At 75.7% G+C, this 24,683-nt stretch carries 24 protein-coding genes; 19 read left to right on the top strand and 5 right to left on the bottom strand.

What is annotated here, in order from left to right:
* From AAHH18_RS16910 to dnaE, 10 genes are all read left to right on the top strand, one after another.
* A partial coding sequence (locus tag AAHH18_RS16910; RefSeq protein WP_343302413.1) for a cell division protein FtsQ/DivIB occupies positions 1 to 908 on the top strand: 908 nt, incomplete at its 5' end.
* Between the two features lie 141 nt (positions 909 to 1,049).
* The gene (ftsZ, locus tag AAHH18_RS16905) at positions 1,050 to 2,297 is read left to right on the top strand and encodes a cell division protein FtsZ (RefSeq protein ID WP_283320059.1); all 1,248 of its coding nucleotides are present in this window, start codon (positions 1,050 to 1,052) and stop codon (positions 2,295 to 2,297) included.
* Between the two features lie 5 nt (positions 2,298 to 2,302).
* Positions 2,303 to 3,049: a peptidoglycan editing factor PgeF gene (gene pgeF / locus AAHH18_RS16900; protein ID WP_343302412.1), complete on the top strand. Its 747-nt coding sequence runs from the start codon at positions 2,303 to 2,305 to the stop codon at positions 3,047 to 3,049.
* Positions 3,050 to 3,167: 118 nt separating this feature from the next.
* Positions 3,168 to 3,653: a cell division protein SepF gene (locus AAHH18_RS16895; RefSeq protein ID WP_343302411.1), complete on the top strand. Its 486-nt coding sequence runs from the start codon at positions 3,168 to 3,170 to the stop codon at positions 3,651 to 3,653.
* A gap of 22 nt (positions 3,654 to 3,675) precedes the next feature.
* Positions 3,676 to 3,966 (top strand): YggT family protein, encoded by a 291-nt coding sequence (locus AAHH18_RS16890; RefSeq protein ID WP_283320062.1) that lies wholly within the window; start codon positions 3,676 to 3,678, stop codon positions 3,964 to 3,966.
* Between the two features lie 157 nt (positions 3,967 to 4,123).
* Positions 4,124 to 4,789 (top strand): DivIVA domain-containing protein, encoded by a 666-nt coding sequence (locus AAHH18_RS16885; protein WP_343302410.1) that lies wholly within the window; start codon positions 4,124 to 4,126, stop codon positions 4,787 to 4,789.
* 152 nt (positions 4,790 to 4,941) lie between these two features.
* A complete protein-coding gene (locus AAHH18_RS16880; protein WP_283320064.1) occupies positions 4,942 to 5,400 on the top strand; it encodes a TraR/DksA family transcriptional regulator in 459 nt (152 codons plus the stop codon).
* A 164-nt stretch (positions 5,401 to 5,564) separates the two neighbouring features.
* Positions 5,565 to 6,308, top strand: coding sequence for a signal peptidase II (locus AAHH18_RS16875; protein WP_343302409.1), 744 nt, complete (start codon positions 5,565 to 5,567; stop codon positions 6,306 to 6,308).
* Complete coding sequence (locus AAHH18_RS16870) at positions 6,301 to 7,236, top strand: RluA family pseudouridine synthase (RefSeq protein ID WP_343302408.1); 936 nt, start codon at positions 6,301 to 6,303, stop codon at positions 7,234 to 7,236. Before AAHH18_RS16875 ends, AAHH18_RS16870 begins: the two co-directional genes overlap by 8 nt.
* Before the next feature lie 75 nt (positions 7,237 to 7,311).
* Positions 7,312 to 10,893: a DNA polymerase III subunit alpha gene (gene dnaE, locus AAHH18_RS16865; protein ID WP_283320067.1), complete on the top strand. Its 3,582-nt coding sequence runs from the start codon at positions 7,312 to 7,314 to the stop codon at positions 10,891 to 10,893.
* 271 nt (positions 10,894 to 11,164) lie between these two features.
* On the opposite strand, the gene AAHH18_RS16860 is transcribed toward dnaE, so the two are convergent.
* Entirely contained in the window at positions 11,165 to 11,383 is a 219-nt protein-coding gene (locus AAHH18_RS16860; RefSeq protein ID WP_222169647.1) for an RNA-binding S4 domain-containing protein, read from the bottom strand.
* Positions 11,384 to 11,811: 428 nt separating this feature from the next.
* Here AAHH18_RS16860 and hisD point away from each other — a divergent pair, with 428 nt between their 5' ends.
* Positions 11,812 to 13,134: a histidinol dehydrogenase gene (hisD, locus tag AAHH18_RS16855; protein WP_343302407.1), complete on the top strand. Its 1,323-nt coding sequence runs from the start codon at positions 11,812 to 11,814 to the stop codon at positions 13,132 to 13,134.
* Between the two features lie 10 nt (positions 13,135 to 13,144).
* Positions 13,145 to 13,819 (top strand): HAD family hydrolase, encoded by a 675-nt coding sequence (locus AAHH18_RS16850; RefSeq protein ID WP_343302406.1) that lies wholly within the window; start codon positions 13,145 to 13,147, stop codon positions 13,817 to 13,819.
* Between the two features lie 176 nt (positions 13,820 to 13,995).
* Here AAHH18_RS16850 and AAHH18_RS16845 read toward each other — a convergent pair whose 3' ends face one another.
* Positions 13,996 to 16,209 carry a RecQ family ATP-dependent DNA helicase gene (locus tag AAHH18_RS16845; RefSeq protein WP_343302405.1) on the bottom strand — a complete coding sequence of 738 codons (2,214 nt, stop codon included), beginning with the start codon at positions 16,207 to 16,209 and terminating at the stop codon, positions 13,996 to 13,998.
* A 100-nt stretch (positions 16,210 to 16,309) separates the two neighbouring features.
* Here AAHH18_RS16845 and AAHH18_RS16840 point away from each other — a divergent pair, with 100 nt between their 5' ends.
* The 6 genes from AAHH18_RS16840 (at position 16,310) to AAHH18_RS16815 (ending at position 21,058) form a co-directional block, all read left to right on the top strand.
* Positions 16,310 to 17,440 carry a histidinol-phosphate transaminase gene (locus AAHH18_RS16840; protein WP_343302404.1) on the top strand — a complete coding sequence of 377 codons (1,131 nt, stop codon included), beginning with the start codon at positions 16,310 to 16,312 and terminating at the stop codon, positions 17,438 to 17,440.
* Entirely contained in the window at positions 17,437 to 18,051 is a 615-nt protein-coding gene (gene hisB, locus AAHH18_RS16835) for an imidazoleglycerol-phosphate dehydratase HisB (RefSeq protein WP_283320072.1), read from the top strand. The genes AAHH18_RS16840 and hisB overlap by 4 nt, the downstream gene beginning before the upstream one ends.
* A complete protein-coding gene (locus AAHH18_RS16830; protein WP_283320073.1) occupies positions 18,048 to 18,593 on the top strand; it encodes a hypothetical protein in 546 nt (181 codons plus the stop codon). The genes hisB and AAHH18_RS16830 overlap by 4 nt, the downstream gene beginning before the upstream one ends.
* Before the next feature lie 158 nt (positions 18,594 to 18,751).
* Complete coding sequence (gene hisH, locus AAHH18_RS16825; RefSeq protein ID WP_283320074.1) at positions 18,752 to 19,399, top strand: imidazole glycerol phosphate synthase subunit HisH; 648 nt, start codon at positions 18,752 to 18,754, stop codon at positions 19,397 to 19,399.
* A 106-nt stretch (positions 19,400 to 19,505) separates the two neighbouring features.
* Positions 19,506 to 20,246, top strand: a complete 741-nt coding sequence (gene priA, locus AAHH18_RS16820) for a bifunctional 1-(5-phosphoribosyl)-5-((5-phosphoribosylamino)methylideneamino)imidazole-4-carboxamide isomerase/phosphoribosylanthranilate isomerase PriA (protein WP_343302403.1) — start codon at positions 19,506 to 19,508, stop codon at positions 20,244 to 20,246.
* Positions 20,243 to 21,058, top strand: a complete 816-nt coding sequence (locus AAHH18_RS16815) for an SseB family protein (RefSeq protein ID WP_343302402.1) — start codon at positions 20,243 to 20,245, stop codon at positions 21,056 to 21,058. Before priA ends, AAHH18_RS16815 begins: the two co-directional genes overlap by 4 nt.
* A 39-nt stretch (positions 21,059 to 21,097) precedes the next feature.
* Here AAHH18_RS16815 and AAHH18_RS16810 read toward each other — a convergent pair whose 3' ends face one another.
* From AAHH18_RS16810 to AAHH18_RS16800, 3 genes are all read right to left on the bottom strand, one after another.
* Positions 21,098 to 21,595, bottom strand: a complete 498-nt coding sequence (locus AAHH18_RS16810) for a hypothetical protein (protein WP_343302401.1) — start codon at positions 21,593 to 21,595, stop codon at positions 21,098 to 21,100.
* 130 nt (positions 21,596 to 21,725) lie between these two features.
* A complete protein-coding gene (locus tag AAHH18_RS16805; RefSeq protein WP_459349162.1) occupies positions 21,726 to 22,487 on the bottom strand; it encodes a trypsin-like peptidase domain-containing protein in 762 nt (253 codons plus the stop codon).
* The gene (locus AAHH18_RS16800) at positions 22,484 to 23,296 is read right to left on the bottom strand and encodes a hypothetical protein (RefSeq protein ID WP_343302400.1); all 813 of its coding nucleotides are present in this window, start codon (positions 23,294 to 23,296) and stop codon (positions 22,484 to 22,486) included. The genes AAHH18_RS16805 and AAHH18_RS16800 overlap by 4 nt, the downstream gene beginning before the upstream one ends.
* Before the next feature lie 111 nt (positions 23,297 to 23,407).
* Here AAHH18_RS16800 and AAHH18_RS16795 point away from each other — a divergent pair.
* The coding region (locus AAHH18_RS16795) for an MFS transporter (RefSeq protein WP_343302399.1) at positions 23,408 to 24,683 on the top strand (1,276 nt) is incomplete at its 3' end.

Here is a 24,683-nt window from a genome sequence, read left to right as displayed (position 1 = left end):
CGGGTGCCCGGGACGACGCCGCGCGCTCCGGCCGCACGGAGGGTGCGCCCGGCGGCGGACGGCGGACGGCGGGCTCGGCGCTCGTGCCGCGGTCCGGCACGGGGGCGTTCCCCGTGCGGCCGCCGGTCGTCAGCCAGGGCTCGGCCGCGCGCTTCGCGGAGCGGGCGCGCGCCCGCCGCCGGCTCGCGTGGCGCCAGATCCTGCTCGTCGCCGGCGGTGTGCTCGTCGTCGCCGCGCTGGCCTGGCTGCTGCTGCTCTCGCCCGTGCTCGCGCTCGAGAAGGACCAGGTCACCGTGACGGGCGCCGGGACCGTGGTCGCGGTCGACCAGGTGCGGGCCGTCGTGGACGCGCAGGACGGCACGCCGTTGCCGCGCCTGGACACGGCGCGGCTGCGCTCCGAGCTGCTCGACGTCCCGGGCGTGCGGGACGTGACGGTCAGCCGGGACTGGCCGCACGGGCTGACCGTGGCGCTGGTCTCCCGCGAGCCGGTCGCCGCGGTGCCGGAGTCCTCGGACGTCGCGGAGCGCGCGGACCACAGCGCGACCGACGGCGACGGCGAGGGCTTCGCGCTCGTCGACCAGGAGGGCGTGCAGGTCGGCCGGGCGGACGCGCCGCCGGAGGGCCTGCCGGTGGTCGAGGTGCCGGTCGGCGAGGCCCGCATCCTCACGGCCACGCTCGGCGTGCTCGAGGCGCTGCCCGAGGACCTGCTCGCGGCCATCGGGCAGGTGTCGGCCGGCTCGCAGGACACGGTGCAGTTCACGCTGCGCGACGGGGCGACCGTCGAGTGGGGGAGCGCGCAGGACTCGGCGCTCAAGGTGGCGGTGCTGCAGGCGCTGCGCGCCGCGCCCGAGACGGCGGGCTCGGCACGCTACGACGTCTCGGCGCCCACGATGCCGGTCGTCGGGTGATCCGGCGCCGACACGCGCGCACCGGTCGTTGAACCCGTCCGGTGCGCCACATACCGTCACACCCAGACAGAACTGACATAACTATAACCCTCTAGTTGAGGGTGAAGGTTCGTCGACATCGCGAGACGAGAGGCACCCACCGTGGCAGCTCCGCAGAACTACCTGGCGGTCATCAAGGTCGTCGGCATCGGTGGTGGCGGCGTCAACGCCGTGAACCGCATGATCGAGGTCGGCCTCAAGGGTGTCGAGTTCATCGCCATCAACACCGACGCCCAGGCGCTGCTCATGTCCGACGCGGACGTGAAGCTCGACGTCGGCCGCGAGCTGACCCGGGGTCTCGGTGCCGGTGCCGACCCCGAGGTCGGCAAGAAGGCCGCCGAGGACCACGCGGAGGAGATCGAGGACGTCCTGCGCGGCGCCGACATGGTCTTCGTCACCGCGGGCGAGGGCGGCGGCACGGGCACGGGCGGCGCGCCCGTCGTGGCCCGGATCGCCCGCTCGCTCGGCGCGCTGACCATCGGCGTCGTGACGCGCCCGTTCACCTTCGAGGGCCGCCGCCGCACGGTGCAGGCCGACTCCGGCATCGAGGCGCTGCGCGCCGAGGTCGACACCCTGATCGTCATCCCGAACGACCGCCTGCTGTCGATCTCCGACCGCTCGGTGTCCGTGCTCGACGCGTTCCGGTCCGCCGACCAGGTGCTGCTCTCCGGTGTCCAGGGCATCACGGACCTCATCACCACCCCGGGCCTGATCAACCTCGACTTCGCCGACGTGAAGTCCGTCATGCAGGGTGCCGGCTCCGCGCTCATGGGCATCGGCTCCGCGCGCGGCGAGGACCGTGCCGTGCAGGCCGCCGAGCTCGCGATCTCCTCGCCGCTGCTCGAGGCCAGCATCGACGGGGCCCACGGCGTGCTGCTGTCGATCCAGGGCGGGTCCGACCTCGGGCTGTTCGAGATCAACGAGGCCGCCCGCCTGGTGCAGGAGGCCGCGCACCCCGAGGCGAACATCATCTTCGGTGCCGTCATCGACGACGCCCTGGGCGACGAGGTGCGCGTGACGGTCATCGCGGCCGGGTTCGACGGCGGCGCGCCCGCCGTCCGGCGCGACTCGCGCGCCCTGGGCCAGGTCAGCTCCGGCGGTGCCGGCGCGGCCCCGGCGGCGATCCCGCCGTCGGCGGCGGTGCCCACCACCACCGCCGCCCACGCCGCGGTCCCGCCGCGCCCGGTGGGCCCGGACGACGAGCAGCGCCCGGCGCCCGGCGTCCCGGCGTTCCTGAGCACCGAGACCGACGCCGGCGCCACCGGCCAGCTCGAGGTCCCGCGGATCTTCGAGGAGGAGGTCGCGCGCCGCAAGGACGACGACCTCGACGTGCCGGACTTCCTCAAGTAGCCGCCGTGGGCGTCCCGGTCCTGGAGGTCGACCTCGGCCCCGGCGTCCGGGCGGGCTTCACCACCCGCGCCGGCGGTGTCAGCGCGCCCCCCTGGGACACGCTCGACCTCGGCCTCGCCGTCGGGGACGACCCGGCGCACGTGCGGGAGAACCGTGCGCGCGTGGCGGCGTGGGCCGGGGCGCCGGTCGCCTGGGCCCGGCAGGTGCACGGGTCCGCGGTGCACGTGCTGGGCTCGGTCGCCGAGGCCGGTGCCGACGCGGTGGCGGACGCCGACGCGCTCGTCACGGCGCTGCCCGGGACCGCCGTCGGCGTGCTCGTCGCGGACTGCGTCCCCGTGCTGCTCGCCGACCCGGTCGCCCGGGTCGTCGGCGCGGTGCACGCGGGCCGACGCGGCCTCGTCGCGGGCGTGCTCCAGGCGGCGGTCGGGGCGCTCGTCGCCCGGGGCGCGGACCCCGCCCGGGTGCGCGCGGTCGTCGGACCGGCGATCTCGGGCCCCCGCTACGAGGTCCCCGAGGAGCTGCAGCGCGAGGTCGCGGCCGTCGTGCCCGCCACGGCCTGCACGACCGACCGGGGCACGCCCGGCCTCGACCTGCCCGCGGGCGCGGCGGCCGTGCTGCGCGAGGCCGGCGTCGGGGACGTGCGGCTCACGGGGTGGTGCACGGACACCGACGCGCGGTTCTACTCGCACCGGCGGGCGCAGCGCGCGGGAGAGGTCACGGGGAGGTCCGCCGGCGTGGTCGCGCTGCTCTGACCGCCGCGGCCGGCCAGCACGGCGGCCGACACGCCGCGTGTCGCAGCAGGGCGGCGCGCTGCGCCGTTGCTAGCGTGACGTCGCAGGACCTTTCAGCAATGCGGATGGAGTGATCGCGATGGCCGGAGCGCTGCGCAAGACCATGCTGTACCTCGGGCTTGCCGACGACCGTGGCGAGCACGACCAGTACGTCGACGAGTACGACGAGCCGGAGGCGACCGTGGGACAGGACTACGAGGCCGAGGTCACGCCGCTGCACCGGACCGCCGCGCCCGTCGAGCGCCCCGTCGCGCCGGCGCCCGCGCCCCGCCACGACGGCGAGGTCCGCCGCATCACGACGATCCACCCGCGCTCCTACAACGACGCGCGCAAGATCGGCGAGGCGTTCCGGGAGAACACCCCGGTCATCATGAACCTGTCGGACATGGACGACGCGGACGCCAAGCGGCTCGTCGACTTCGCCGCGGGCCTGATCTTCGGCCTCCACGGCGCGATCGAGCGGGTCACCAACAAGGTGTTCCTGCTGTCGCCGTCCTCGGTGAAGATCACCGGCGACGGCCGGCCCGCCGAGGGCTCGCGCGCCGGCTTCTTCAACCAGAGCTGACGGATCGGGGAGACTGGGACGCGTGACCTTCGTCCTCGGCCTGCTGCAGCTCGTCGTCCTGGCCTTCATCCTCGTCCTGCTCGTGCGCCTCGTCCTCGACTGGGTGCAGTACTTCGCCCGGGACTGGCGTCCGCGCGGCGTCGCCCTCGTGGTCGCCGAGATCACGTACTCGGTGACGGACCCGCCGCTGCGCGCCCTGCGCCGGGTGATCCCGCCGCTGACGCTCGGCTCGGTGCGCCTCGACCTGGCGTTCCTCGTGCTCATGCTCGGGTGCTCGTTCCTGCTCTCCCTCCTGGGGTGGCTCGCGGCATGACGCCGCTGCTCCCCGGGCCGGCGTGCCCCCGGGTCCGATCGCGTGCCGCGGCACGCGGGCGGGTCGCGTGCACAAATCCCAATGTCCGCTACGGTGGCCCGAGGTGGTCGGCGGACTGCCACCGGCTCGACCCAGTACGACCGAAGAGGTGACGACGATGGCACTGCTGACGGCAGACGACGTCCTGAACAAGAAGTTCCAGGCGACGAAGTTCCGCGAGGGGTACGACCAGGACGAGGTCGACGACTTCCTCGACGAGGTCGTGAACACCCTCCGGGAGACCCAGAGCGAGAACGAGGACCTCAAGGCGAAGCTCGCCGCGGCGGAGCGCCGCATCGCCGAGCTCAGCCGCCAGGGCGCGCAGGCGCCTGCGGCCCCGAAGCCCGAGGAGAAGCCCGCCCCGGCCCCCGTCGCCGCCGCCCCGGCCCCGGCACCCGCCCCGGTGGCCACCGCGCCGGTCGCGCCGCAGCGGCAGAGCGAGCCCGAGTCCGCCACCGGCATGCTCGCCCTGGCCCAGAAGCTGCACGACGACTACGTCCGCAGCGGCCAGGAGGAGGGCGAGCGCATCGTCAACGAGGCGAAGGGCCAGGCCCAGCGCATCGTGCGCGAGGCCGAGGAGACCTCCGCCCGCACGCTCAGCGAGCTGGAGCAGGAGCGCTCGGTGCTCGAGCGCAAGATCGACGAGCTCCGGGTGTTCGAGCGCGACTACCGCACGCGCCTCAAGAGCTACCTCGAGAACCTGCTCGGCGACCTCGACAACCGGGCCAGCGCGCTGCCGCAGCGCGGTGCCCAGGGCGCGACGCCGTCGGCCGACCGCCTCTGACACCGGCGCCGCCGGGCGCCTGCCGACCCGGCCGGCAGCCGGACGCCTCGTCACCCACGACACACCACGCCCGCCCCGTCGGGCGTGGTGTGTTGTGCGTCCAGGGCGGGGCGCATAGTCTCTGCGGACTCATCTGAGGAAAGAGGACCCCCGTGGCCATCAACGACTCGCTCAGCGCGCACGCCCCTCGCACGCTCCCCGACCTGACGGACGCGGCCACCCGGTTCCCCGTCCGGGCCGGTGAGGACCCCTGGACCGAGCAGGAGGTGCAGGAGATCGCCACCGAGCTCGTCGCCGAGATCGACCGCCTGACCGCGGAGCTCGCGGCGGCCGACGAGGAGCTGTCGAACCTCCTGCGCAACTCCGGCGACGGCGCGGGCGACGACCAGGCCGACTCCGGCTCCAGCGCTCTCGAGCGCGAGCACGAGCTCACGCTGGTCAACAACACCCGCGACATGCTCGAGCAGACCACCCGCGCGCTCGCCCGCATCGACGCCGGCACGTTCGGCCGCTGCGACTCGTGCGGCGAGGCGATCGGCAAGGCCCGCGTGCAGGCGTTCCCGCGGGCGACGCTCTGCGTGGCCTGCAAGCAGCGCGAGGAGCGCCGCTGACGCCGACCGCGACGTCCACGACGGCCCCCGGGTGATCCCGGGGGCCGTCGTGCGTCCGGGCGTCGGCCGGGTGGCGCCCGGCGCGTCGTCCCGGTGCGGCCGGGGACGTCCGCGGGCGTGCGGGGCCGCCGCCGTGCCGCGGCACGCCCGTAGACTCTGCGGCGATGTCGCGAACCCCCGGGCCCGAGCCCGTCCCCGCCACCCCGCAGCCCGGCGCCGCCGAGAGCGCAGCCGCTCCCGTCCGCCCGGAGGCCGGCCCGCAGCCCGCCACGGCGCGGGACGGCGCCGCCCCGGTGCCCGGCGGCGGACCGCGTCGCCGGTTCGTGACCGGCCTGGTCGTGCTGGCGGTCGCCACGCTCGCCCTCGACCAGGCGACGAAGGCGTGGGCGCTCGCGACGCTGGAGGAGGGCGTCCGGCGCCCGCTGCTGGGCGACCTGCTCGGGCTGCAGCTGCTGTTCAACCCCGGTGCCGCGCTCGGCATCGCCACCGGCACGACCTGGCTGCTGACCGTGGTCGCGATCACCGTCGTGGTGGTGATCGTGCGGGTGTCGCGCCGCCTGGGGTCCCGCGGCTGGACCGTCGCGCTGGGGCTCCTGCTCGGCGGGGCGCTCGGCAACCTGGTCGACCGGATGATCCGCGAGCCGGGCGTCGCGCGCGGGCACGTCGTGGACTTCATCGCGTACGCGGACTGGTTCGTGGGCAACGTCGCCGACATCGCGATCGTCGTCGCGGCGGGCATGCTGATGCTGCTGTCGCTGCTCGGCATCCGGCTCGACGGCTCCCGTGAGGGCCGTGGCGAGGACGACGGGCGGCAGGACGGCGCGGCGGAGGGCGACGGCGGCGCGGCGGGCGACGGCGTGGGCGGTGCGTCCGCCGACGTCCCGGGCGGGGCGCGCGCCGATGGCTGAGGTCCGGACCCTGCCGGTCCCGGACGCGCTGGCGGGGGAGCGGGTCGACGCCGCGCTGTCGCGGATGCTCGGGCTGTCGCGGACCCGCGCGGCGGAGCTCGCCGAGGGCGGGTACGTGCGGGTCGACGGGCTGGCCGTGGGCAAGTCCGCCCGCCTGCCCGCGGACGGCTGGCTCGAGGTCGAGGTCCCGGCGCCCGAGGCGAGCCGGACGGTGGACTCCGAGCAGGACGTCCCGGCCCTCGGCATCGCGTACGACGACGCGGACCTCGTGGTGGTGGACAAGCCCGTGGGCGTCGCCGCCCACCCGTCGCCGGGCTGGACCGGCCCGACCGTCGTCGGCGTGCTCGCCGCGCGCGGCTACCACGTCTCGACCTCGGGCGCGGCGGAGCGGCAGGGTGTCGTGCACCGCCTGGACGTCGGGACGTCAGGCCTGATGGTCGTCGCGAAGAGCGAGCACGCGTACACGGTGCTCAAGCGGGCGTTCAAGGAGCGCACCGTCGAGAAGGTCTACCACGCGCTCGCGCAGGGCCACCCCGAGCCGACCACCGGGACGATCGACGCCCCGATCGGCCGGCACCCGGGGCAGGACTGGAAGTTCGCGGTCACCGCGGACGGCAAGCCGTCGGTCACGCACTACGAGGTGCTGGAGATGCTCCCGGCCGCGTCGCTCGCGGAGGTGCACCTCGAGACGGGCCGGACGCACCAGATCCGCGTGCACTTCGCGGCCCTGCGGCACCCGCTGGTGGGCGACCTGACGTACGGCGCGGACCCCGTGCTCGCCGAGCGGGTCGGGCTCACGCGGCAGTGGCTGCACGCGGTGCGGCTCGGCTTCGCGCACCCCGCGGACGGGCGCTGGCTGGAGGTGACCAGCGGCTACCCGGCGGACCTGGAGCACGCGCTGGAGACGCTGCGCGACGGCTACCGCTGACGCCTCCCGCGCGGTCGCCGGGGTCGGCGGCGGGGCACGCCGGGTCTGTCGGACGGTCGACCTAGGATGGCGGGCATGGCATCAGGTGGCAGCAACGGTTCCGACTTCGTCCACCTGCACGTGCACTCCGAGTACTCGATGCTCGACGGCGCGGCCCGGGTCGGCGAGATGCTCGCGGAGGCCCAGCGCCTCGGCCAGTCGGCCATGGCGATCACCGACCACGGCTACCTGTTCGGCGCCTTCGACTTCTACTCGCAGGCCAAGAAGCTCGGGGTCAAGCCGATCATCGGGGTCGAGGCGTACGTCACGCCGGGCACCAGCCGGTTCGACCAGACGCGCGTGCGCTGGGGCGAGGCGCACCAGGCGGCCGACGACGTCTCCGCCCGCGGCGCCTACACGCACCTCACGCTGCTGTCCCAGAGCACCGAGGGCATGCACAACCTGTTCCGGATGGGCTCGCTGGCCTCGCTCGAGGGGCAGATGGGCAAGTGGCCGCGCATGGACCGCGAGCTGCTGCAGACGTACAGCACCGGGCTGATCGCGACGTCGGGGTGCCCGTCGGGCGAGATCCAGACGCGGCTGCGGCTGGGGCACGACGCCGAGGCGCTGCGCGCGGCCGGGGAGCTGCAGGACATCTTCGGCAAGGAGAACTTCTTCGTCGAGCTGATGGACCACGGGCTCGAGATCGAGCGCCGGACCATCAAGGGCCTGCTGAGCATCGCCGAGCAGATCGGCGCGCCGGTCGTCGCCACGAACGACCTGCACTACACCCGCAAGGAGGACGCGCACGCGCACGAGGTGCTGCTGGCCGTCCAGTCCGGGTCCACGCTCGACGAGCCGACGTACGACCAGGGCGGCTCGCGCTTCGCGTTCAGCGGCGACGGCTACTACGTCAAGTCCGCGCAGGAGATGCGCCAGACCTGGTCGGAGCTGCCGGAGGCGTGCGACAACACGCTGCTCATCGCGGAGCGGTGCGAGGTCGAGTTCCCCACGGGCGCCAACTACATGCCGCGCTTCCCCGTCCCGGAGGGCGAGGACGAGAACTCGTGGTTCATCAAGGAGGTCGAGCGCGGGCTGCACCGGCGGTACCCCGGCGGCATCCCGGACGACGTGCGCGCCCAGGCGCGGTACGAGACCGACGTCATCGTCCAGCTCGGCTTCTCCGGCTACTTCCTCGTCGTCGCCGACTTCATCGCGTGGGCCCGCGAGCAGGGCATCCGCGTCGGGCCGGGTCGTGGCTCCGCGGCCGGGTCGATGGCCTCGTACGCGATGGGCATCACCGAGCTCGACCCGCTGCGGCACGGGCTGATCTTCGAGCGGTTCCTCAACCCCGAGCGCGTCTCCTGGCCCGACGTCGACGTCGACTTCGACGAGCGCCGGCGCGGCGAGGTCATCCGCTACGTCACCGAGAAGTACGGCGACGACCGGGTCGCGCAGATCGTCACGTACGGCACCATCAAGGCGAAGCAGGCCCTCAAGGACTCCTCGCGCGTGCTGGGCTTCCCGTTCGCGATGGGGGAGAAGCTCACCAAGGCGATGCCGCCCGCCGTCATGGGCAAGGACATCCCGCTGTCCGGCATGTACGACCCGGAGCACCCGCGCTACGCCGAGGCCGAGGAGTTCCGGCAGGTCGTCGCCGCCGACCCCGAGGCGCAGCGCGTCCTGGAGACCGCGCGCGGCCTGGAGAACCTCAAGCGCCAGTGGGGCGTGCACGCCGCCGGCGTCATCATGTCCAGCGAGCCGCTGATCGACATCATCCCGATCATGAAGCGGCCGCAGGACGGCGCGGTCATCACGCAGTTCGACTACCCGACGTCCGAGGGCCTCGGCCTCATCAAGATGGACTTCCTCGGGCTGCGGAACCTCACGATCCTCGACGACGCGCTGCGCAACATCGTGATGAACGACAAGCCGGCCATCGAGCTCGAGGAGATCCCCCTCGACGACAAGCCGACGTACGAGCTGCTGGCGCGCGGCGACACCCTGGGCGTGTTCCAGCTCGACGGCGGCCCGATGCGGGCGCTGCTGCGGCAGATGCGCCCCGACAACTTCGAGGACATCTCCGCCGTCATCGCCCTGTACCGGCCCGGGCCGATGGGCATGAACTCGCACACGAACTACGCGCTGCGCAAGAACGGCCTCCAGCCGATCACGCCCATCCACCCGGAGCTCGAGGAGCCCCTGGCGGAGGTCCTCGACGGCACGTACGGCCTCATCGTGTACCAGGAGCAGGTGCAGAAGGCCGCGCAGGTGCTCGCGGGCTACTCGCTCGGCCAGGCCGACCTGCTGCGCCGCGCGATGGGCAAGAAGAAGAAGGAGATCCTCGACAAGGAGTTCGTGCCGTTCGAGGCGGGCATGAAGGAGCGCGGCTACTCCAAGCCGGCGATCCAGGCGGTCTGGGACACGCTGGTCCCGTTCGCGGGCTACGCGTTCAACAAGGCGCACTCCGCCGGGTACGGGGTCGTCTCGTACTGGACGGCGTACCTCAAGGCGAACTACCCGACCGAGTACATGGCGGGCCTGCTCACGTCGGTGGGCGACGACAAGGACAAGTCCGCCCTGTACCTCGGCGAGTGCCGGCGCATGGGCATCACCGTCCTGCCGCCCGACGTGAACTCGTCCTCCGCCCTGTTCACGGCCGTCGGGCCCGACATCCGGTTCGGCCTGACCGCCGTCCGCAACGTCGGCGCCAACGTCGTCGAGGCGATCGTGCGGACGCGCGAGGAGAAGGGCGAGTTCACCTCGTTCACCGACTTCCTCGACAAGGTCCCGGCCGTGGTGTGCAACAAGCGGACCATCGAGTCGCTCATCAAGGCCGGCGCGTTCGACTCGCTCGGCCACGCCCGCCGGGCGCTGCTGCTCGTGCACGAGCAGGCCGTGGAGTCCGTGATCGGCGTCAAGCGGCGCGAGGCCGAGGGGCAGTTCGACCTGTTCGCGGACCTCGGGGGCGACGACGGACCCGGGTTCTCCGTGCAGGTGCCCGACGTGCCGGACTGGGACAAGAAGCAGCGGCTGCAGTTCGAGCGGGAGATGCTCGGCCTGTACGTCTCCGACCACCCGCTGTCCGGGCTGGAGCACGTGCTGTCCGCCGCCGCGGACGTGTCGATCGCGACGCTCAACGCCGACGAGGCGCGGCCCGACGGGTCCACCGTCGTCGTCGCGGGGCTCGTGACGTCCCTGCAGCGCAAGATGTCCAAGCAGGGCAACCCGTGGGCCGCCGTCACGCTGGAGGACATGGAGGGCTCGGTCGAGATCATGTTCTTCGGCGAGACCTACCTCGCCTACTCGACCGTGCTGGCCGAGGACGCCGTCATCGTGGTGCGCGGCCGGGTGCGGCGCCGGGACGACGCCATGCAGCTGCAGGCCATGGAGGTGTCGCTGCCGGACCTGTCCGCCGTCGCCGACGCGCCCGTCGTGGTGCGGATGTCCGAGGCCCGGTGTACGCCGCCCGTCCTCGAGCGGCTGCTGGAGGTGCTCCGCACCCACCCCGGGATGTCGGAGATCCACTTCCGCGTCGCGCAGGTCCGCGGGGGCACTGCGCTCGTGATGCCGAACGGCGGCTGGCGGGTGGAGCGCTCGCCCGCGCTGTACGGCGACCTGAAGGCGCTGCTCGGCCCGGGCTGCCTCGAGTCGGCGACGACCCCGGTCGGCGTCTAGGGCCCGCGCCGGGCCGTCCGGCCCGGCGCGCCCCGCGGACGGGCGCGTCCACAGTGCCGCCGCCGCCCGCCGGGGTCGTCAGCTCGCGCTGAGGTCGTCAGGCCGACGTGACGACCTCAGCCGGACGTGACGACCTCGCGCGCCGCTGCGTCCGCAGCGTCCCGCGAGTTCGGCAGGTGCGGTGCGAGTTCGGCACTTCCGACTGCCGAACTCGACCGGGAGTGCCGAACTCGCCGGGAGTCCCGAGCTCGCGGGGTGCTGTCGGGGCGCGTCAGGCGACGGTGGCGCGGTGCGGGCCCGCCGGGGTGGCGACCTCGACGACATCCCCGCGGTGCAGCTGGCGGCCGCGGCGCGACTCCGGCTCACCGTTGACGGTCACCTCGCCGTCGTCGAGGAGCGCCCGCGCGTCCGCGCCCGAGTCGGCCAGGCCGGCGAGCTTGAGGAACTGCCCGAGTCGGATGACGTCGTCGGAGATCGGCACGGTGGTCACCGGACCATCCTGCCAGCGCGCGGCACCGTCCCGCCCGGCCCGAGCCGGCTGACCCGGCGCGCGCCGGGCGGGAGCCACCCGACCGCCGTCCGCCCGCGTCCACCTGCCTGTGCCGGTCCCGCCCGCGCCCGGCGCGGTCCGGCCGACGGGAACCGTGCCAGCCTGCCGGAGCCGGAAGGCGCGGGGCCCACACGTCGGCGACGTGCGCCTCGGCGGCGGTCTCCGGCCGCGCGCAGGCGTCCGTGCCGGTGGGACACGCCGGCGATCGCGCGTCGGCGATCGCGCGTCGGCGACTGCGCCCCGGCGGCCGCGTGTCGGCGGCCGCGCGCCGGCGACCGCGCCCCGGCGGCGGGTTCCGGCCGCGCGCAGGCGTCCGCGCCGGTGGACGGCCCCGGCGCACGTTCCGGGGCGCCCCTAGAATCGGGAGGGTGATCTCCCGCATCGACCTGCGCGGTCGCGCCCTGTCCCGCCGCGAGCTGCTCGAGACCCTGCCGCGTCCCGAGCTCGACGTGGAGTCCGCCACGGCGGCCGTCGAGCCGGTGATCGCCGACGTCCGGGCGCGCGGTGCCGCAGCCCTGCGTGATCTGGCGGAGCGCTTCGACGGCGTCCGCCCCGCGCACCTGCGGGTGCCCACCGAGGTGATCGCGGCCGCGGTCGACGTGCTGGACCCGCAGGTGCGGGCGGCGCTCGACGAGACGATCCGCCGGGTCCGCGCGGTGCACGCCCGGCAGCGTCCGGCCGACCACACCGTGCAGGTCGCCCCGGGCGCGCAGGTGCGTCAGCGGTGGATCCCGGTGAGGCGTGTCGGCCTGTACGTGCCGGGCGGGCTCGCGGTCTACCCGTCCTCCGTGATCATGAACGTGGTGGCCGCGCAGGAGGCCGGCGTCGGTTCGCTGGCCGTCGCGTCGCCCCCGCAGCGGGACGAGGACGGGCTGCCGGACCCGGTCGTGCTCGCGACGTGCGCGCTGCTGGGGGTCGACGAGGTGTACGCGGTCGGGGGTGCCCAGGCCATCGCGATGCTGGCGTACGGCGCGGCCGGTTCCGAGCCCGTGGACGGTGACACGCTCTGCGAGCCCGTCGACGTGATCACCGGCCCGGGCAACGTGTACGTCGCGGCGGCGAAGCGGCTCGTCCGCGGCGTCGTCGGGATCGACGCGGAGGCGGGCCCCACGGAGATCGCGGTCCTGGCGGACGGCACCGCGAACGCCGACCACGTGGCCGCCGATCTGGTCTCGCAGGCGGAGCACGACCCGCTGGCGGCGTCCGTCCTGGTCACGCCGTCCGTCGAGCTCGCGGGCGCCGTCGAGGCGAAGCTGGTGGACAGGGTCCAGGCCACCCGGCACGCCGCGCGCGTGGCCCAGGCGCTGTCCGGCCCGCAGTCGGCGATCGTCCTGGTGGACGACGTCGAGGCCGGCCTCGAGGTCGTCAACGCGTACGGCGCGGAGCACCTCGAGATCCAGACGGTCGACGCCGCGGCCGTCGCGGAGCGTGTGACCAGTGCGGGTGCGATCTTCGTCGGCGCGTACTCCCCGGTGTCGCTGGGCGACTACATGGCGGGCTCCAACCACGTCCTGCCGACCGGTGGCTGCGCCCACTTCTCGTCCGGGCTCGGCGTGCACTCGTTCGTCCGGGCGGTGCAGGTGGTGGAGTACGACGCGGACGCGCTGCGGGAGGTCGCGGACCGGATCGTCGCGCTCGCCGACGCCGAGGGGCTGCCGGCGCACGGCGAGGCCGTCCGCGCCCGGTTCTGAGCCACGCGCCGTGTCGTTCCGGGCGGTCCTGCTCGACTACCGGGGAACGCTCGTGCCGGCACCGACGTACCCGGAGCTGGTGGCGCGCGGTCTCGCGCACGCCGGGCGGGCGGCCGGGTCCGCGGAGGTCGAGGCCGTGCTCCGCATGCTCCGCGCGGGTGACCGGTCGGCCGTCGGGGCGCCGGACGTCGATGCCGACCAGGATCGGCACCGGGCGGCGTACGAGCACTGGTTCGCGACCTCGGGGCTGGATGCGGAGCTGGCTGCCGCGCTCTACGCCGCTGAGTCCGACGTGGCCGCTGCTCCGTTCGCGCACGACGTCGGTGACACGCTCGGCGCGCTGACGGACGCGGGCGTCGCGATCGGCGTCGTCAGCGACATTCACGTCGACCTGCGCCCCGCGTTCGCGGCGCACGCGTCGCCCGGCGGCGGGTCGCTCGCGGACCTCGTGGACGTGTGGGCGCTCTCCTACGAGGTGGGCGCTGCGAAGCCGGACCCCAGGATCTTCGCGGCGGCGCTGGACGGTCTCGGCGTCCCGGCCTCCGACGTCCTGATGGTCGGCGACCGCGGGGCGTGGGACGGCGCTGCGGCGGAGCTCGGGATGACGGCCCTCGTGCTCCCGCCGTTGAGGTCGCCGGACCAGCTCCGGCTGCACCGGGTGCTCGACCTGGCGCTGTCGCGCTGAGACCCCTCGCTCCGACGGCGCGCACGGGACCGGCTCAGCGGGCGGGCGCGTCCGACCGCGGCTCGGGCCGCGAGACGACCCCGGCCGCCGGGCCCGGTCCCCGGCACCGATCCCCGGCACCAACTCCCGGCACCGCGCCGACGGGCGACGCGACCCCGACCCCCGGCGCGCCGGTGTCAGCCCACCCCGAGCACGAACGGCAGCACCGCCGCGGCGCCCGCCTGCCGGAGCAGCCGTGCGGCGACGGTCAGCGTCCACCCCGAGTCGGTGCGGTCGTCGACGAGCAGCACGTTCCGGCCGGGGAGCCCCGCGGCCGCGGCCGGTCCGAGGTCGAGCTCGAGGCGCCGGGCGACCGCGGCGAGCCGGTGCGCGGAGTTGACGTCGTGCCGGCTCGGCGGGATGTCGGGCCGGGGCGCGACGGCACCGACGAGCGGTACGCCGAGGTGCCGGGCGACGCCGCTCGCCAGGTGCTCGACGAGGGCGGGCCGCGTCGAGGAGCGCACCACCACGACGCCCTCGGGCCGGTGCTCGGGCTGCCACGCGTCGAGGGTGGCGAGCACCGGGTCGCGTAGCGCGGCCGGGAGGCCGGCCTCCGGGTCCGCCTCGCCGCCGAACAGGTCACGCAGCAGCCCGCCCCAGCCGACGGAGTCGAGGCGGGCGACGGCGCGCCCCGGCTCGGCGTTCTCCTCGGCCGGGATGCGCCCGCGCAGGTCGAGTCCCAGGGTCGCCATCCCGGTGGGCCACTGCCGGCGCGGGTCGACCGCGACGCCGGCCGACGTGAGGAGCGCCTGGGCGCCGGCGACGTGCGCGGCGTCCGGGGACACGCCCACCGTGCTGCCCGTGCAGCGGTCGCAGCGTCCGCACCGCCACTGCTCGCCGCGCGGGCCCGCGAGCTCGGGGTCGTCGAGCGCCCGCCGCAGGTGGGCCATCCGGCAGCCGTCTGTGGTGACGTAGTCGACCATGAGCTGCTGCTCGGCCCGACGGGTGGCGGTGACGCGCTCGTACCGCTCCGCGTCGTACGACCACGGCTCGCCGGTCGCCTCCCAGCCGCCCCGCACGCGCCGGACCGCACCGTCGACGTCGAGCACCTTGAGCATCTGCTCCAGGCGTGACCGGCGCAGCGAGACGTGCGTCTCGAGCGCCGCGGTGGACAGCACGCCGCCCTCGCGCAGGGCTCGCAGCGCGGCCCGCACGTCGTCCTCCGGCGGGAACGCGGTCGACGCGAACCACTCCCAGATCGCGCGGTCCTCCCGGCCGGGCAGCAGCACCGCGGTCGCTCGCCCGCCGACGGCCTCGGCCGCGCGTCCGGCGCGGCCGACCTGCTGGTAGTACGCGATGGGGGAGGACGGCGCCCCGACGTGCACGACGAACCCGAGGTCGGGCTTGTCGAAGCCCATGCCGAGGGCGGAGGTGGCGACCAGGGCCTTGACCCGGTTCGCGAGCAGGTCCGCCTCGGCGACCTCGCGCTCCGCCGGGTCGGTCTGGCCGGTGTACGCCCGCACGTCGAGGCCGGCCGACCGCAGGTGCTCGGTCACCTGCTGGGCGGCGGCGACCGTCAGGCAGTAGACGATGCCGGAGCCCTCGAGGGCGGGCAGGTTCTGCGCGAGCCAGGCCAGCTGCCCGGCCGTGTCGGGGAGCCGCACCACGGACAGGTCGAGGCTGGAGCGGTCGAGTGCCCCGCGCAGCACGAGGACGTCGTCGCGGACCGCGGTGCCGAGCTGCTCGGCGACGTCGGCGGTGACGCGGGCGTTCGCCGTGGCGGTGGTCGCCAGCACCGGGATGCCGTCGGGCAGCTCGGCGAGCAGCGTGCGGATGCGCCGGTAGTCGGGCCGGAAGTCGTGCCCCCAGTCGGAGATGCAGTGCGCCTCGTCCACGACCACCAGGCCCGCGTCGGCGGCGAGCCGCGGCAGCACCTCGTCCCGGAACTGCGGGTGGGTCAGCCGCTCGGGGGAGACCAGCAGCACGTCGACGTCGCCCGCGGCGATCTGCGCGTGCACGTCGTCCCACTCGGTGACGTTCGCCGAGTTGAGCGTCGCCGCGCGGACGCCGGCCCGCTGCGCGGAGGCGACCTGGTTGCGCATGAGCGCGAGCAGCGGCGAGACGAGCACCGTCGGGCCGGCCCCGCGGGCGCGCAGCAGGGCGGTCGCCACGAAGTACACCGCCGACTTGCCCCACCCGGTGCGCTGGACGACGAGCGCGCGGCGGTGGTCGCTCACGAGCGCGTCCACGGCGCGCCACTGGTCGTCGCGCAGACGCGCGTCGTCGCGCCCGACGAGGCGACGCAGCACGGCCTCCGCCTCCTCGCGCAGGCCGGCGTGCGTCGTGGTGCCGCCGGCGTCGGCGATCTCGTCGGAGGTCGGTGCGGTCGCGCCCGGGATCTGCTGCGTCATCGCCCCGACACTAGCCACGACCGCCGACACCGGCCGACCGGCAGGCGTCGCCCTGTGGACGACCGCCGGTACCCGCCCGCACCGCGGATACGATCACCCGGTGACCGCACCCGACCCCGCCCCGCAGGCCACGCGGCCCGTGCTGCCGGTGCGTCCCGAGCTCGCCGGCGAGGTGCCGTACGGCGCCCCGCAGCTCGACGTGCCGGTGCTGCTGAACGTGAACGAGAACCCCTACGCCCCGTCGCCGGAGGTGGTGGCCGACATCGCCGCCGCGGTCGCGGAGGCCGCCACGGGGCTGAACCGCTACCCGGACCGCGAGTTCCTCGCGCTGCGCGCCGACCTGGCGGACTACCTGGCGGTGGAGTCGGGCGTCCGGCTCGAGCCCGAGCAGGTCTGGGCGGCCAACGGGTCCAACGAGGCGATGCTCCACCTGCTGCAGGCCTTCGGCGGCCCGGGGCGCACGGCCGTGTCGTTCGCGCCCACGTACTCGATGTACCCGGAGTACGCCCGCGACACCCACACCCGCTGGGTGGCCGGCCGGCGCACGGAGCAGTTCGACGTCGACCCGGCCGAGGCGCGCGCGCTCATCGCCCGCGAGGCGCCCTCGGTCGTCCTGCTCACCAGCCCGAACAACCCGACCGGGACGGCGCTCGACCTCGCGACCGTCCGCGAGGTGCTCGACGCCGCGGCCGAGGTGCCGGGCGGGTGCGTCGTCGTCGTCGACGAGGCGTACGCGGAGTTCCGCCGGGAGGGAGTCGACTCGGCGCTGACCCTGCTGGCCGAGCACCCCCACCTGGCGGTGAGCCGCACCATGTCCAAGGCGTTCGGCCTGGCCGGCGCCCGCGTCGGCTACCTCGCGGCGTCGCGGCAGCTCGTCGACGCGCTGCGGGTCGTGCGGCTGCCGTACCACCTGTCCGCGGTCACGCAGGCGACGGCCCGCGCGGCCCTGCGGCACGCCCCGGCGCTCATGGCGCAGGTCGGGTCCCTGCGGGCGGAGCGCGACGCCCTCGTGGTCACCCTGCGCGGCCGGGGGCTCCGGGTGGCGGAGTCCGACGCGAACTTCGTGCTGTTCCAGGTGCACGGGGACCGCCACGAGATCTGGCAGGGTCTGCTGGACCGGGGCGTGCTGATCCGCGAGGTCGGCCCCGAAGGATGGCTGCGGGTGTCGGTCGGCACCCCGGACGAGACCGCGGCGTTCACCGCCGCGCTGTGGGAGGTGCTGGGGACGTGACCACGACGACCGGCGGGCGCAGGGCCCGGATCGAGCGCACGACGAGCGAGTCGAGCGTCGTGGTGGAGGTGGACCTCGACGGATCGGGGCGCACGGACATCAGCACGACCGTGCCGTTCTACGACCACATGCTCACGGCGCTCGGCAAGCACTCCCTCATCGACCTGACGGTCCGTGCGACCGGGGACACCGAGATCGACGCGCACCACACCGTCGAGGACGTCGCGATCTGCCTGGGCGAGGCGCTGCGCGAGGCGCTGGGCGACAAGCGCGGCATCGCACGCTTCGGCGACGCGACGGTGCCGCTGGACGAGGCGCTGGCGCAGGCGGTCGTCGACGTGTCCGGACGCCCGTACCTGGTCCACTCGGGGGAGCCGGAGGGTCAGGAGTACCACCTGATCGGCGGCCACTTCACGGGGTCGCTGACCCGGCACGTCCTGGAGTCGATCGCCCACCACGCCGCGTTCGGCATGCACGTGCGCGTGCTCGCCGGCCGCGACCCGCACCACATCGTGGAGGCGCAGTTCAAGGCGCTCGCCCGCGCGCTGCGGGCGGCCGTCGCCCTGGACCCGCGCGTCGACGGCGTGCCGAGCACGAAGGGCGCGCTGTGAGCGACGCGCCCCGGGACGGCTCGCCCGACGACCTGCCCGACGTCCCGGAGGACCTCGGCTTCGAGATCCCCGACGACCTCTCCGGCCTGGACGATGCGGCGACGGAGCCCGACGAGCCCGTCGTCGCGGTGGTCGTGACGCAGGTCGACGGCGCCCGGCCCCTGGCGGCGGCGTGCTCGCTCGCCGGGGTCGACGTGGACGCCGTGCCGTCCCCGGTGGGCGCGCTGGCCGTCCTGCGCGACACCGCCGACGCCGCGGGGACCGCCGCCGCGGCGGAGGCGATCTCGCGGATGCTGCGCGGCTCGCCCGTCGTGCTGCTGGACCGGCGAGCCGGCCGGATCGCCGCGAGCCGGTGGGTCGGGGGCACGCGCGAGGACGACCTGCCGCCCGGGCTGGTGCTGTCGGGCGCCCCGGCGGTGCTCGAGGACGTGCTCGTCGGCGGGACGCCGGTGGCCGAGCTCGACGGCGTGGAGACCAGCGTCGGGATGTCGCGGTGGGCCGCGATGCGCGCGCTGTCGGGAGGCCGGCGCCGCAAGGGCTGACCGGCGGTGCGCCGCACCGCACCCCGCTGCCCTGCCGGGCCCGACCCGGCCTGGCCTGGTCCCGTCCGGCCCGACCCGGCCTGGCCTGATCCGGCGTGACCCGGTCCGCGCACCGGACGCCGAGAGGCCGGGCACGCGGCGCCGGGTAGCCTGGACCGGTGCCCAGCCAGCCTCGCGTCGTCGTCCTGGACTACGGATTCGGGAACGTCCGCTCGGCCGTGCGCGCCCTGGAGCGGGTCGGCGCCGAGGTCGAGCTGACGTCGGACGCGCAGCACGCCGCAGAGGCCGACGGGCTCGTCGTCCCGGGTGTCGGCGCCTTCGCCGCGGTCATGGCGGGTCTGCGCGACGTGCGGGGCGACCAGATCGTCGACCGCCGGCTCGCGGGCGGCCGGCCGGTCCTGGGCATCTGCGTCGGCATGCAGGTGATGTTCGACCGCGGCGAGGAGCACGGCGTCCGCACCGACGGCCTCGGCGAGTGGCCGGGCGTCGTCGACCGGCTCGAGGCCGACGTCGTCCCGCACATGGGCTGGTCGACGGTCGACGCCCCCGACGGCACGCGGCTGTTCGCGGGCGTCGAGCAGGAGCGCTTCTACTTCGTGCACTCGTACGCCGCCCGCAGCTTCCCGCTGACGGGCAGCGCCGACCCCGAGCGCATGGCGCCGCCGCTGGTGACGTGGTCCGAGCACGGCGGCCCGTTCGTCGCCGCCGTGGAGAACGGGCCGCTGGCGGCGACGCAGTTCCACCCGGAGAAGTCGGGCGACGCCGGGGCGCAGCTGCTCGAGAACTGGGTCGGCTCGCTGACCTGAACCGACCCGCCCGACCCGGCCGGCCCACCCCGGCCGCCCCCCACGAACCCCGTCCCGCCGCCGGCCGCCGGCCGCCGCCGGGCGCACCCCCCGACCGAGGAGTCCCATGTCCGACCGTCTTCAGCTCCTGCCCGCCGTCGACGTCGCCGACGGCCAGGCCGTCCGCCTGGTCCAGGGCGAGGCGGGGTCGGAGACGTCCTACGGCGACCCGCTGGCCGCCGCGCTCGACTGGCACGCCGGCGGTGCCGAGTGGATCCACCTCGTGGACCTCGACGCGGCGTTCGGCCGGGGTTCGAACGCCGAGCTGCTCGCCGACGTGACGCAGGTGCTGTCCGGCAAGGGCGTCAAGGTCGAGCTGTCGGGGGGCATCCGCGACGACGCGTCGCTCGAGCGGGCTCTCGGGACGGGGGCGACCCGGGTGAACCTGGGCACCGCCGCGCTGGAGGACCCGGACTGGACGGCCGACGCGATCGCCCGGCACGGCGCCGCGATCGCGGTCGGGCTGGACGTGCGGGGCACGACGCTCGCCGCGCGCGGCTGGACCCGCGAGGGCGGCGACCTGTGGGAGGTGCTCGCGCGCCTCGACGCCGTCGGGTGCGCGCGCTACGTCGTCACGGACGTCACGAAGGACGGCACGCTCCGCGGCCCGAACGTCGACCTGCTGCGGGAGGTCTGCTCGCGCACGGACGCGCCGGTGGTGGCGTCCGGCGGGATCTCGTCGCTGGACGACCTGCGCGTGCTCCGGGCCCTGGTGGCGGACGGCGTCGAGGGCGCGATCGTCGGCAAGGCCCTGTACGCGGGCGCGTTCACGCTGCCCGAGGCGCTGGACGTCGCCGGGCGGCCGTGACCGGCCGGGAGCTGCCGCCGACCTCGCCGTTCGCCGGCGACGACGGCAGCGCCGACCCGGCCGTCGCCGCGGCGCTCGCGGACCTCGGGGCGGGCGGGACGGTGGCCGGGGTGGTCGCGGCGCTCGCCGGGACGCGCGTGCTGGTCCCGGTGCTCGCGGAGCTCGACTCCGCGGGGACGGTCGAGGTCGGCGGCCACGCCCACACGGTGGAGAAGGAGGCGTCGGCCGGGATCGTGGCGCTGCGGGCGCCGGACGGCAGGACGGCGTTGCCCGTGTTCTCCTCCGTCGCGACGATGACGGCGTGGCGGGCCGACGCGCGGCCCGTGCCGACCGAGGTCGCCCGCGCGGCCCTGTCCGCCGTGCAGGAGGGCTGGGAGCTGCTCGTCCTCGACCCCGGTGGCCCCGTGACGGCGCTGCTGCCGCGCCCGGCCGTGTGGGCGCTCGCGCAGCAGCAGCCGTGGCGCCCGGCGGTGACCGGCACCGGCGCCGGCGCGGCGGTCGACCCCGAGGTGGCGGCGGCCGTGCGCGGGGCGGTGCTCGCCGCGGTGGGGCCGTCCTCCGGCGGCGAGCCGGGGCCCGGACCCCGCGGCCGGTGGTTCCGCCGCGCGGCACCGGCGGGGCACCCCGGCGTGCCGGTGCGCGACGTCGCGGCGCTGCCGGGCGGCCGTGCCGAGGTCGCCGTGGAGCTGACGCTCGTGCCGGGGCTGGACCGCGTCGCCGTCGACGCGGTGGTGCGCCGCGTGGGGGAGGCCCTGGGCGCCGACGAGACCGTCACGCAGCGCGTGGACTCCGTCGAGGTGCGGCTGCGCTGACGTCGGTGCCCCGGTGCCGCTGTGCCCCGGTGCGCCCGCTCAGCGCCGGCGGCGCAGCCGTCCCACCGCGAGCACGAACGACAGCGCCACCACGGACACCGCGCCGACCACCTGCCCGCCGAGGACGACCCGGTTGACGTCGACGGCGGGCCGCCAGCGCACCCCGGTGCTGTCGACGACGTAGACGCCCAGCGGCTTGATCCGCGTCGCGAAGCCGGACCCCTCCGCGTCGCCGCCGCCCCGGCCCGACGGGGCCCGCCCGCCGCCCGTGCCCGGGCCCTCCGGGTCGCGCCGCTCGTCCTCGTCCTGCCCCGCCCCGGGCGCGGGGCGGGGCCACCGGCGGCTCCCCGGGCGCAGGCCGAGCCGGCCGTGCCCGCTCGCCGTGCCGGCACCGTGCGACCCGAGCACCTTCGCGACGGGGATCACCAGCGTGCCGTCGTGCTCGTACGCCTCCCCGAAGACGCGCTGCGCCGAGAACACGTCGCTCGCGGCGCGGGTGAGCTCCGGCAGGTCGTCGCGGCGGTCGTCGTGGGGCATGGGGTCCTCCCGGGTCGGTCCGAGGCCCCACCGTCGCACGTCGGGCGCCCGCCGCACCAGGGCCGGACGCCGCGGGCGCGTGCACCGGACGGCACCCCGCGCGCCGCGGTCGGCCCACCCCCCGGGCGGGTCAGCCGCAGGACGTGGTGGGGGTGAACGACGCCTCGTCGGCGAGCAGCTGCCGCAGCGTGCTGACGGGGACGACGAAGCTCTGACCGGTGGCGTTCTTGGCGTACACCACGCCGACGACCCGGCCCGAGGCGTCCAGGACGGCGGACCCGGAGCTGCCGGGCTCGACCTCGGCGTTCGTGACGAGGACCTGCCCGAGGTTCTCGTTCAGCGGGTCGGTCGTCGCCCCGATGACCTGGCCCGTGGTGACGGTCAGCGCGCCGCCCTGCGGGTACCCGACGACCGTGACCTCGTCGCCCGGGCCGGGGTCGGCCTCGGCGAGTCCCGGCGCCGACGGCAGCGGGTCCGCGGTGCGCACGACCGCGAGGTCGGCGAGCGCCGCGGTGGCCGACGCCGTGACGGCCACGTCGCGGCCGTCGTAGGTCGACAGCTGCAGGTCGGCGGAGTCGGCGACGACGTGGCGGTTGGTGATGAGCGTGGTCTCGTCGATCGCGAAGCCCGAGCCGGTCGACAGCGAGTCGCAGCCGACGTTCCGGATGCGCACCGCCATCCGCTGGGCGGAGTCGAAGCCGTCGGGGGACAGGTTGCCGGACGAGGTCGGCGTGGGCACGGGGGCGTCGGACGGCACGAGGTCCGTCGGCACCGCGCCGGGCTCGGCGGGCAGCACCCCGCACCCGGCCAGGAGGAGCAGGCCGAGCAGCGGGACCGCGGCGCGCGTCGTGGCGCGGGGACGCGGGCGCGGCGGCCGGACGGCGCCCGTCACCCGTCCGCCCCCGCCGCGAGCTGGCGCTGCAGCTCGGTGTTCGCGTCGGTCGCCGCGGCGCACACGCCCTGGACGTCGCCCTTGAACCGCTCGAGGTCCGCGGGGTCGTACGACTCGGCGTCCTCGAGGTAGGTGATGAGCTGGTTCTGCGCGTCGATGCAGGTCGACAGGGCGGACGCGACGTTCGCGGCGGCCTGCGAGATCCGGGCCTGGTAGTCGACGAGCTGGCGCTGCACCTCGCGGTCGTCGCCGACCTGCGCCTTCTCGTCCGCGAGCTGCACGATGCGCTCCTGCGCCGTCGCGAGCTGGTCGCTCACCGCGGCCAGCTCCCCGAGCGTGCCCTCGTGCTGCGCGCGCAGGGTGGCGAGCTCGGTGCCGACGTCCCGCCCCTGGTCCTCGACCCGCGCCGCGTAGTCCTGCCAGCTCACGACGCGCAGCCAGAGCACGGTGGCGAGCGCGGCGGCGGCGACCAGCAGCACCGCGAGCGTGGCCAGTCCCCAGCCGCGACGTCGCTGCCGGGCGGGGGGAGCGACGTGGGCGTGCTCGTCGTGGCGGTGCTCCGGTGCCGTCGCCGACGGGACGCCGGACGCGGCCTCGGGGGTCCTCGCCGGCCTGGCGGCTGCCGTCCCCGCGCGCAGGTCGACCGCGCGCGGGTCGGCCGTGCGGGCCACGGCGGGGGAGGGCGCGGCGCCGGGGGCTCCTGCGGCGGCGGAGGCCCGGGCGTCCGCGGGCTCGGGGTGCGGCCGTGGCGAGGGCCCGACCGGCGTCGGCGTGCCGATCGGGTCGCCCGGCCCGGTGGCAGACGTCACGGCACCACCATACGGGCGGGCCGTCGGGACGTGCCCGACGTCACTCCCGGGGGAGCCCGCGGAGGCGGAATCCTGTCGTCCGGCGGGGCTCCGGCGCGGGAGAATCCTCGCGTGTCCCTCGCCCCCTACGGTCGCCTGCTGCGCCTGCCCGGAGTCCTCCCGCTCGTCCTCGTCTCCTTCGTCGCGCGCATCCCGCACGCCATGACGGGCGTGGTGCTCACCCTGCACGTGGTGGGCCCGCTCGGGCAGGGGTACGGCCGTGCTGGCCTCGTCGCCGCCGCGATGACGGTCGGCGTGGCGATCGGGTCGCCGTGGCGCGGGCGGCGGGTGGACCGGCTGGGGCTGCGGCGCGCGCTCGTGCCGTCGGTCGTCGTGGAGTCGGCGGTGTGGCTCGTCGCGCCACGGCTCGGGTACGAGGCGCTGCTGGTCGCGGCGGTGGTCGCGGGCGCGTTCCTCGTCCCCGTGTTCTCCGTGGTGCGGCAGTCCCTGTCGGTGCTGGTGCCGCCGGAGCAGCAGCGCACCGCGTACGCGCTGGACTCGGTGGGCACCGAGCTGACGTTCATGCTCGCCCCGACCGTGGGCGTCCTCGTCGCCACGCAGGTGTCCACCTCCGTCGCCCTGACGGTGATCGGCGTGTCCACCGTCGGCGCCGGGCTGCTGCTCATGTGGTTCGACCCTCCGACCCGCTCGGCCGGCACCGCACCCGGCGCGCCCCCCGCCGGTCCGCGGCGACGCGTGCTGACGCCCGGCCTGCTGGTCGTGCTCGCCGCCGCCTCGACGGCGGCGCTGGTGCTCAACGGCACGGACGTGGGCATCGTCGCGGCGCTGCGCGGCTGGGGCCACGAGTCCGCCGTCGGCTGGATGATCGCGCTCTGGTGCGTGGGCTCCGTGGTGGGTGGCCTGGTGTACGGCGCGGGACGGCGTGAGCTGCACCCGCTGGTCCTCGTCGCGGCGCTCGGGGTGGCGACCCTGCCTGCCGCGTTCGCGCAGACGCAGGTGCAGCTCGCGGTCGCGGTGGTGGTCGCGGGCCTGCCGTGCGCCGCCGCGCTGTCGTCGATCAACGCGTCGCTGGTCCGCGCGGTGCCCGAGCACCGGCGCGGCGAGGTGATGGGCTGGAGCGGCACCGCCAACACGGTGGGCGCCGCGATGGGCGCACCGGTGGTCGGCGCGGTGATCGACGGGTTCGGGCCGTGGTCGGGCTTCGCCGCCGCGGGAGGTGCCGGCGTGCTGCTCGCGCTCGGCGGGCTCGCGGTGCTGACGGTCGCGCGCCGGCGCGCGGCGTCCGGACGCGCGGGTGCGGCGCGCCGCGCACCGGACGACGGCGCGGGGGAGGGCGACGCACCGCCCGCGGGGACCGACCCCGTGCCCGCGGCGTCCGACCCGGTGC

Origin of the sequence: Cellulomonas olei, assembly GCF_039548315.1 — a bacterium.
Taxonomy (GTDB): domain Bacteria; phylum Actinomycetota; class Actinomycetes; order Actinomycetales; family Cellulomonadaceae; genus Cellulomonas.
Note: the sequence above shows the minus strand (reverse complement) of the source record. Positions and strands in the feature narration are given on the sequence as shown.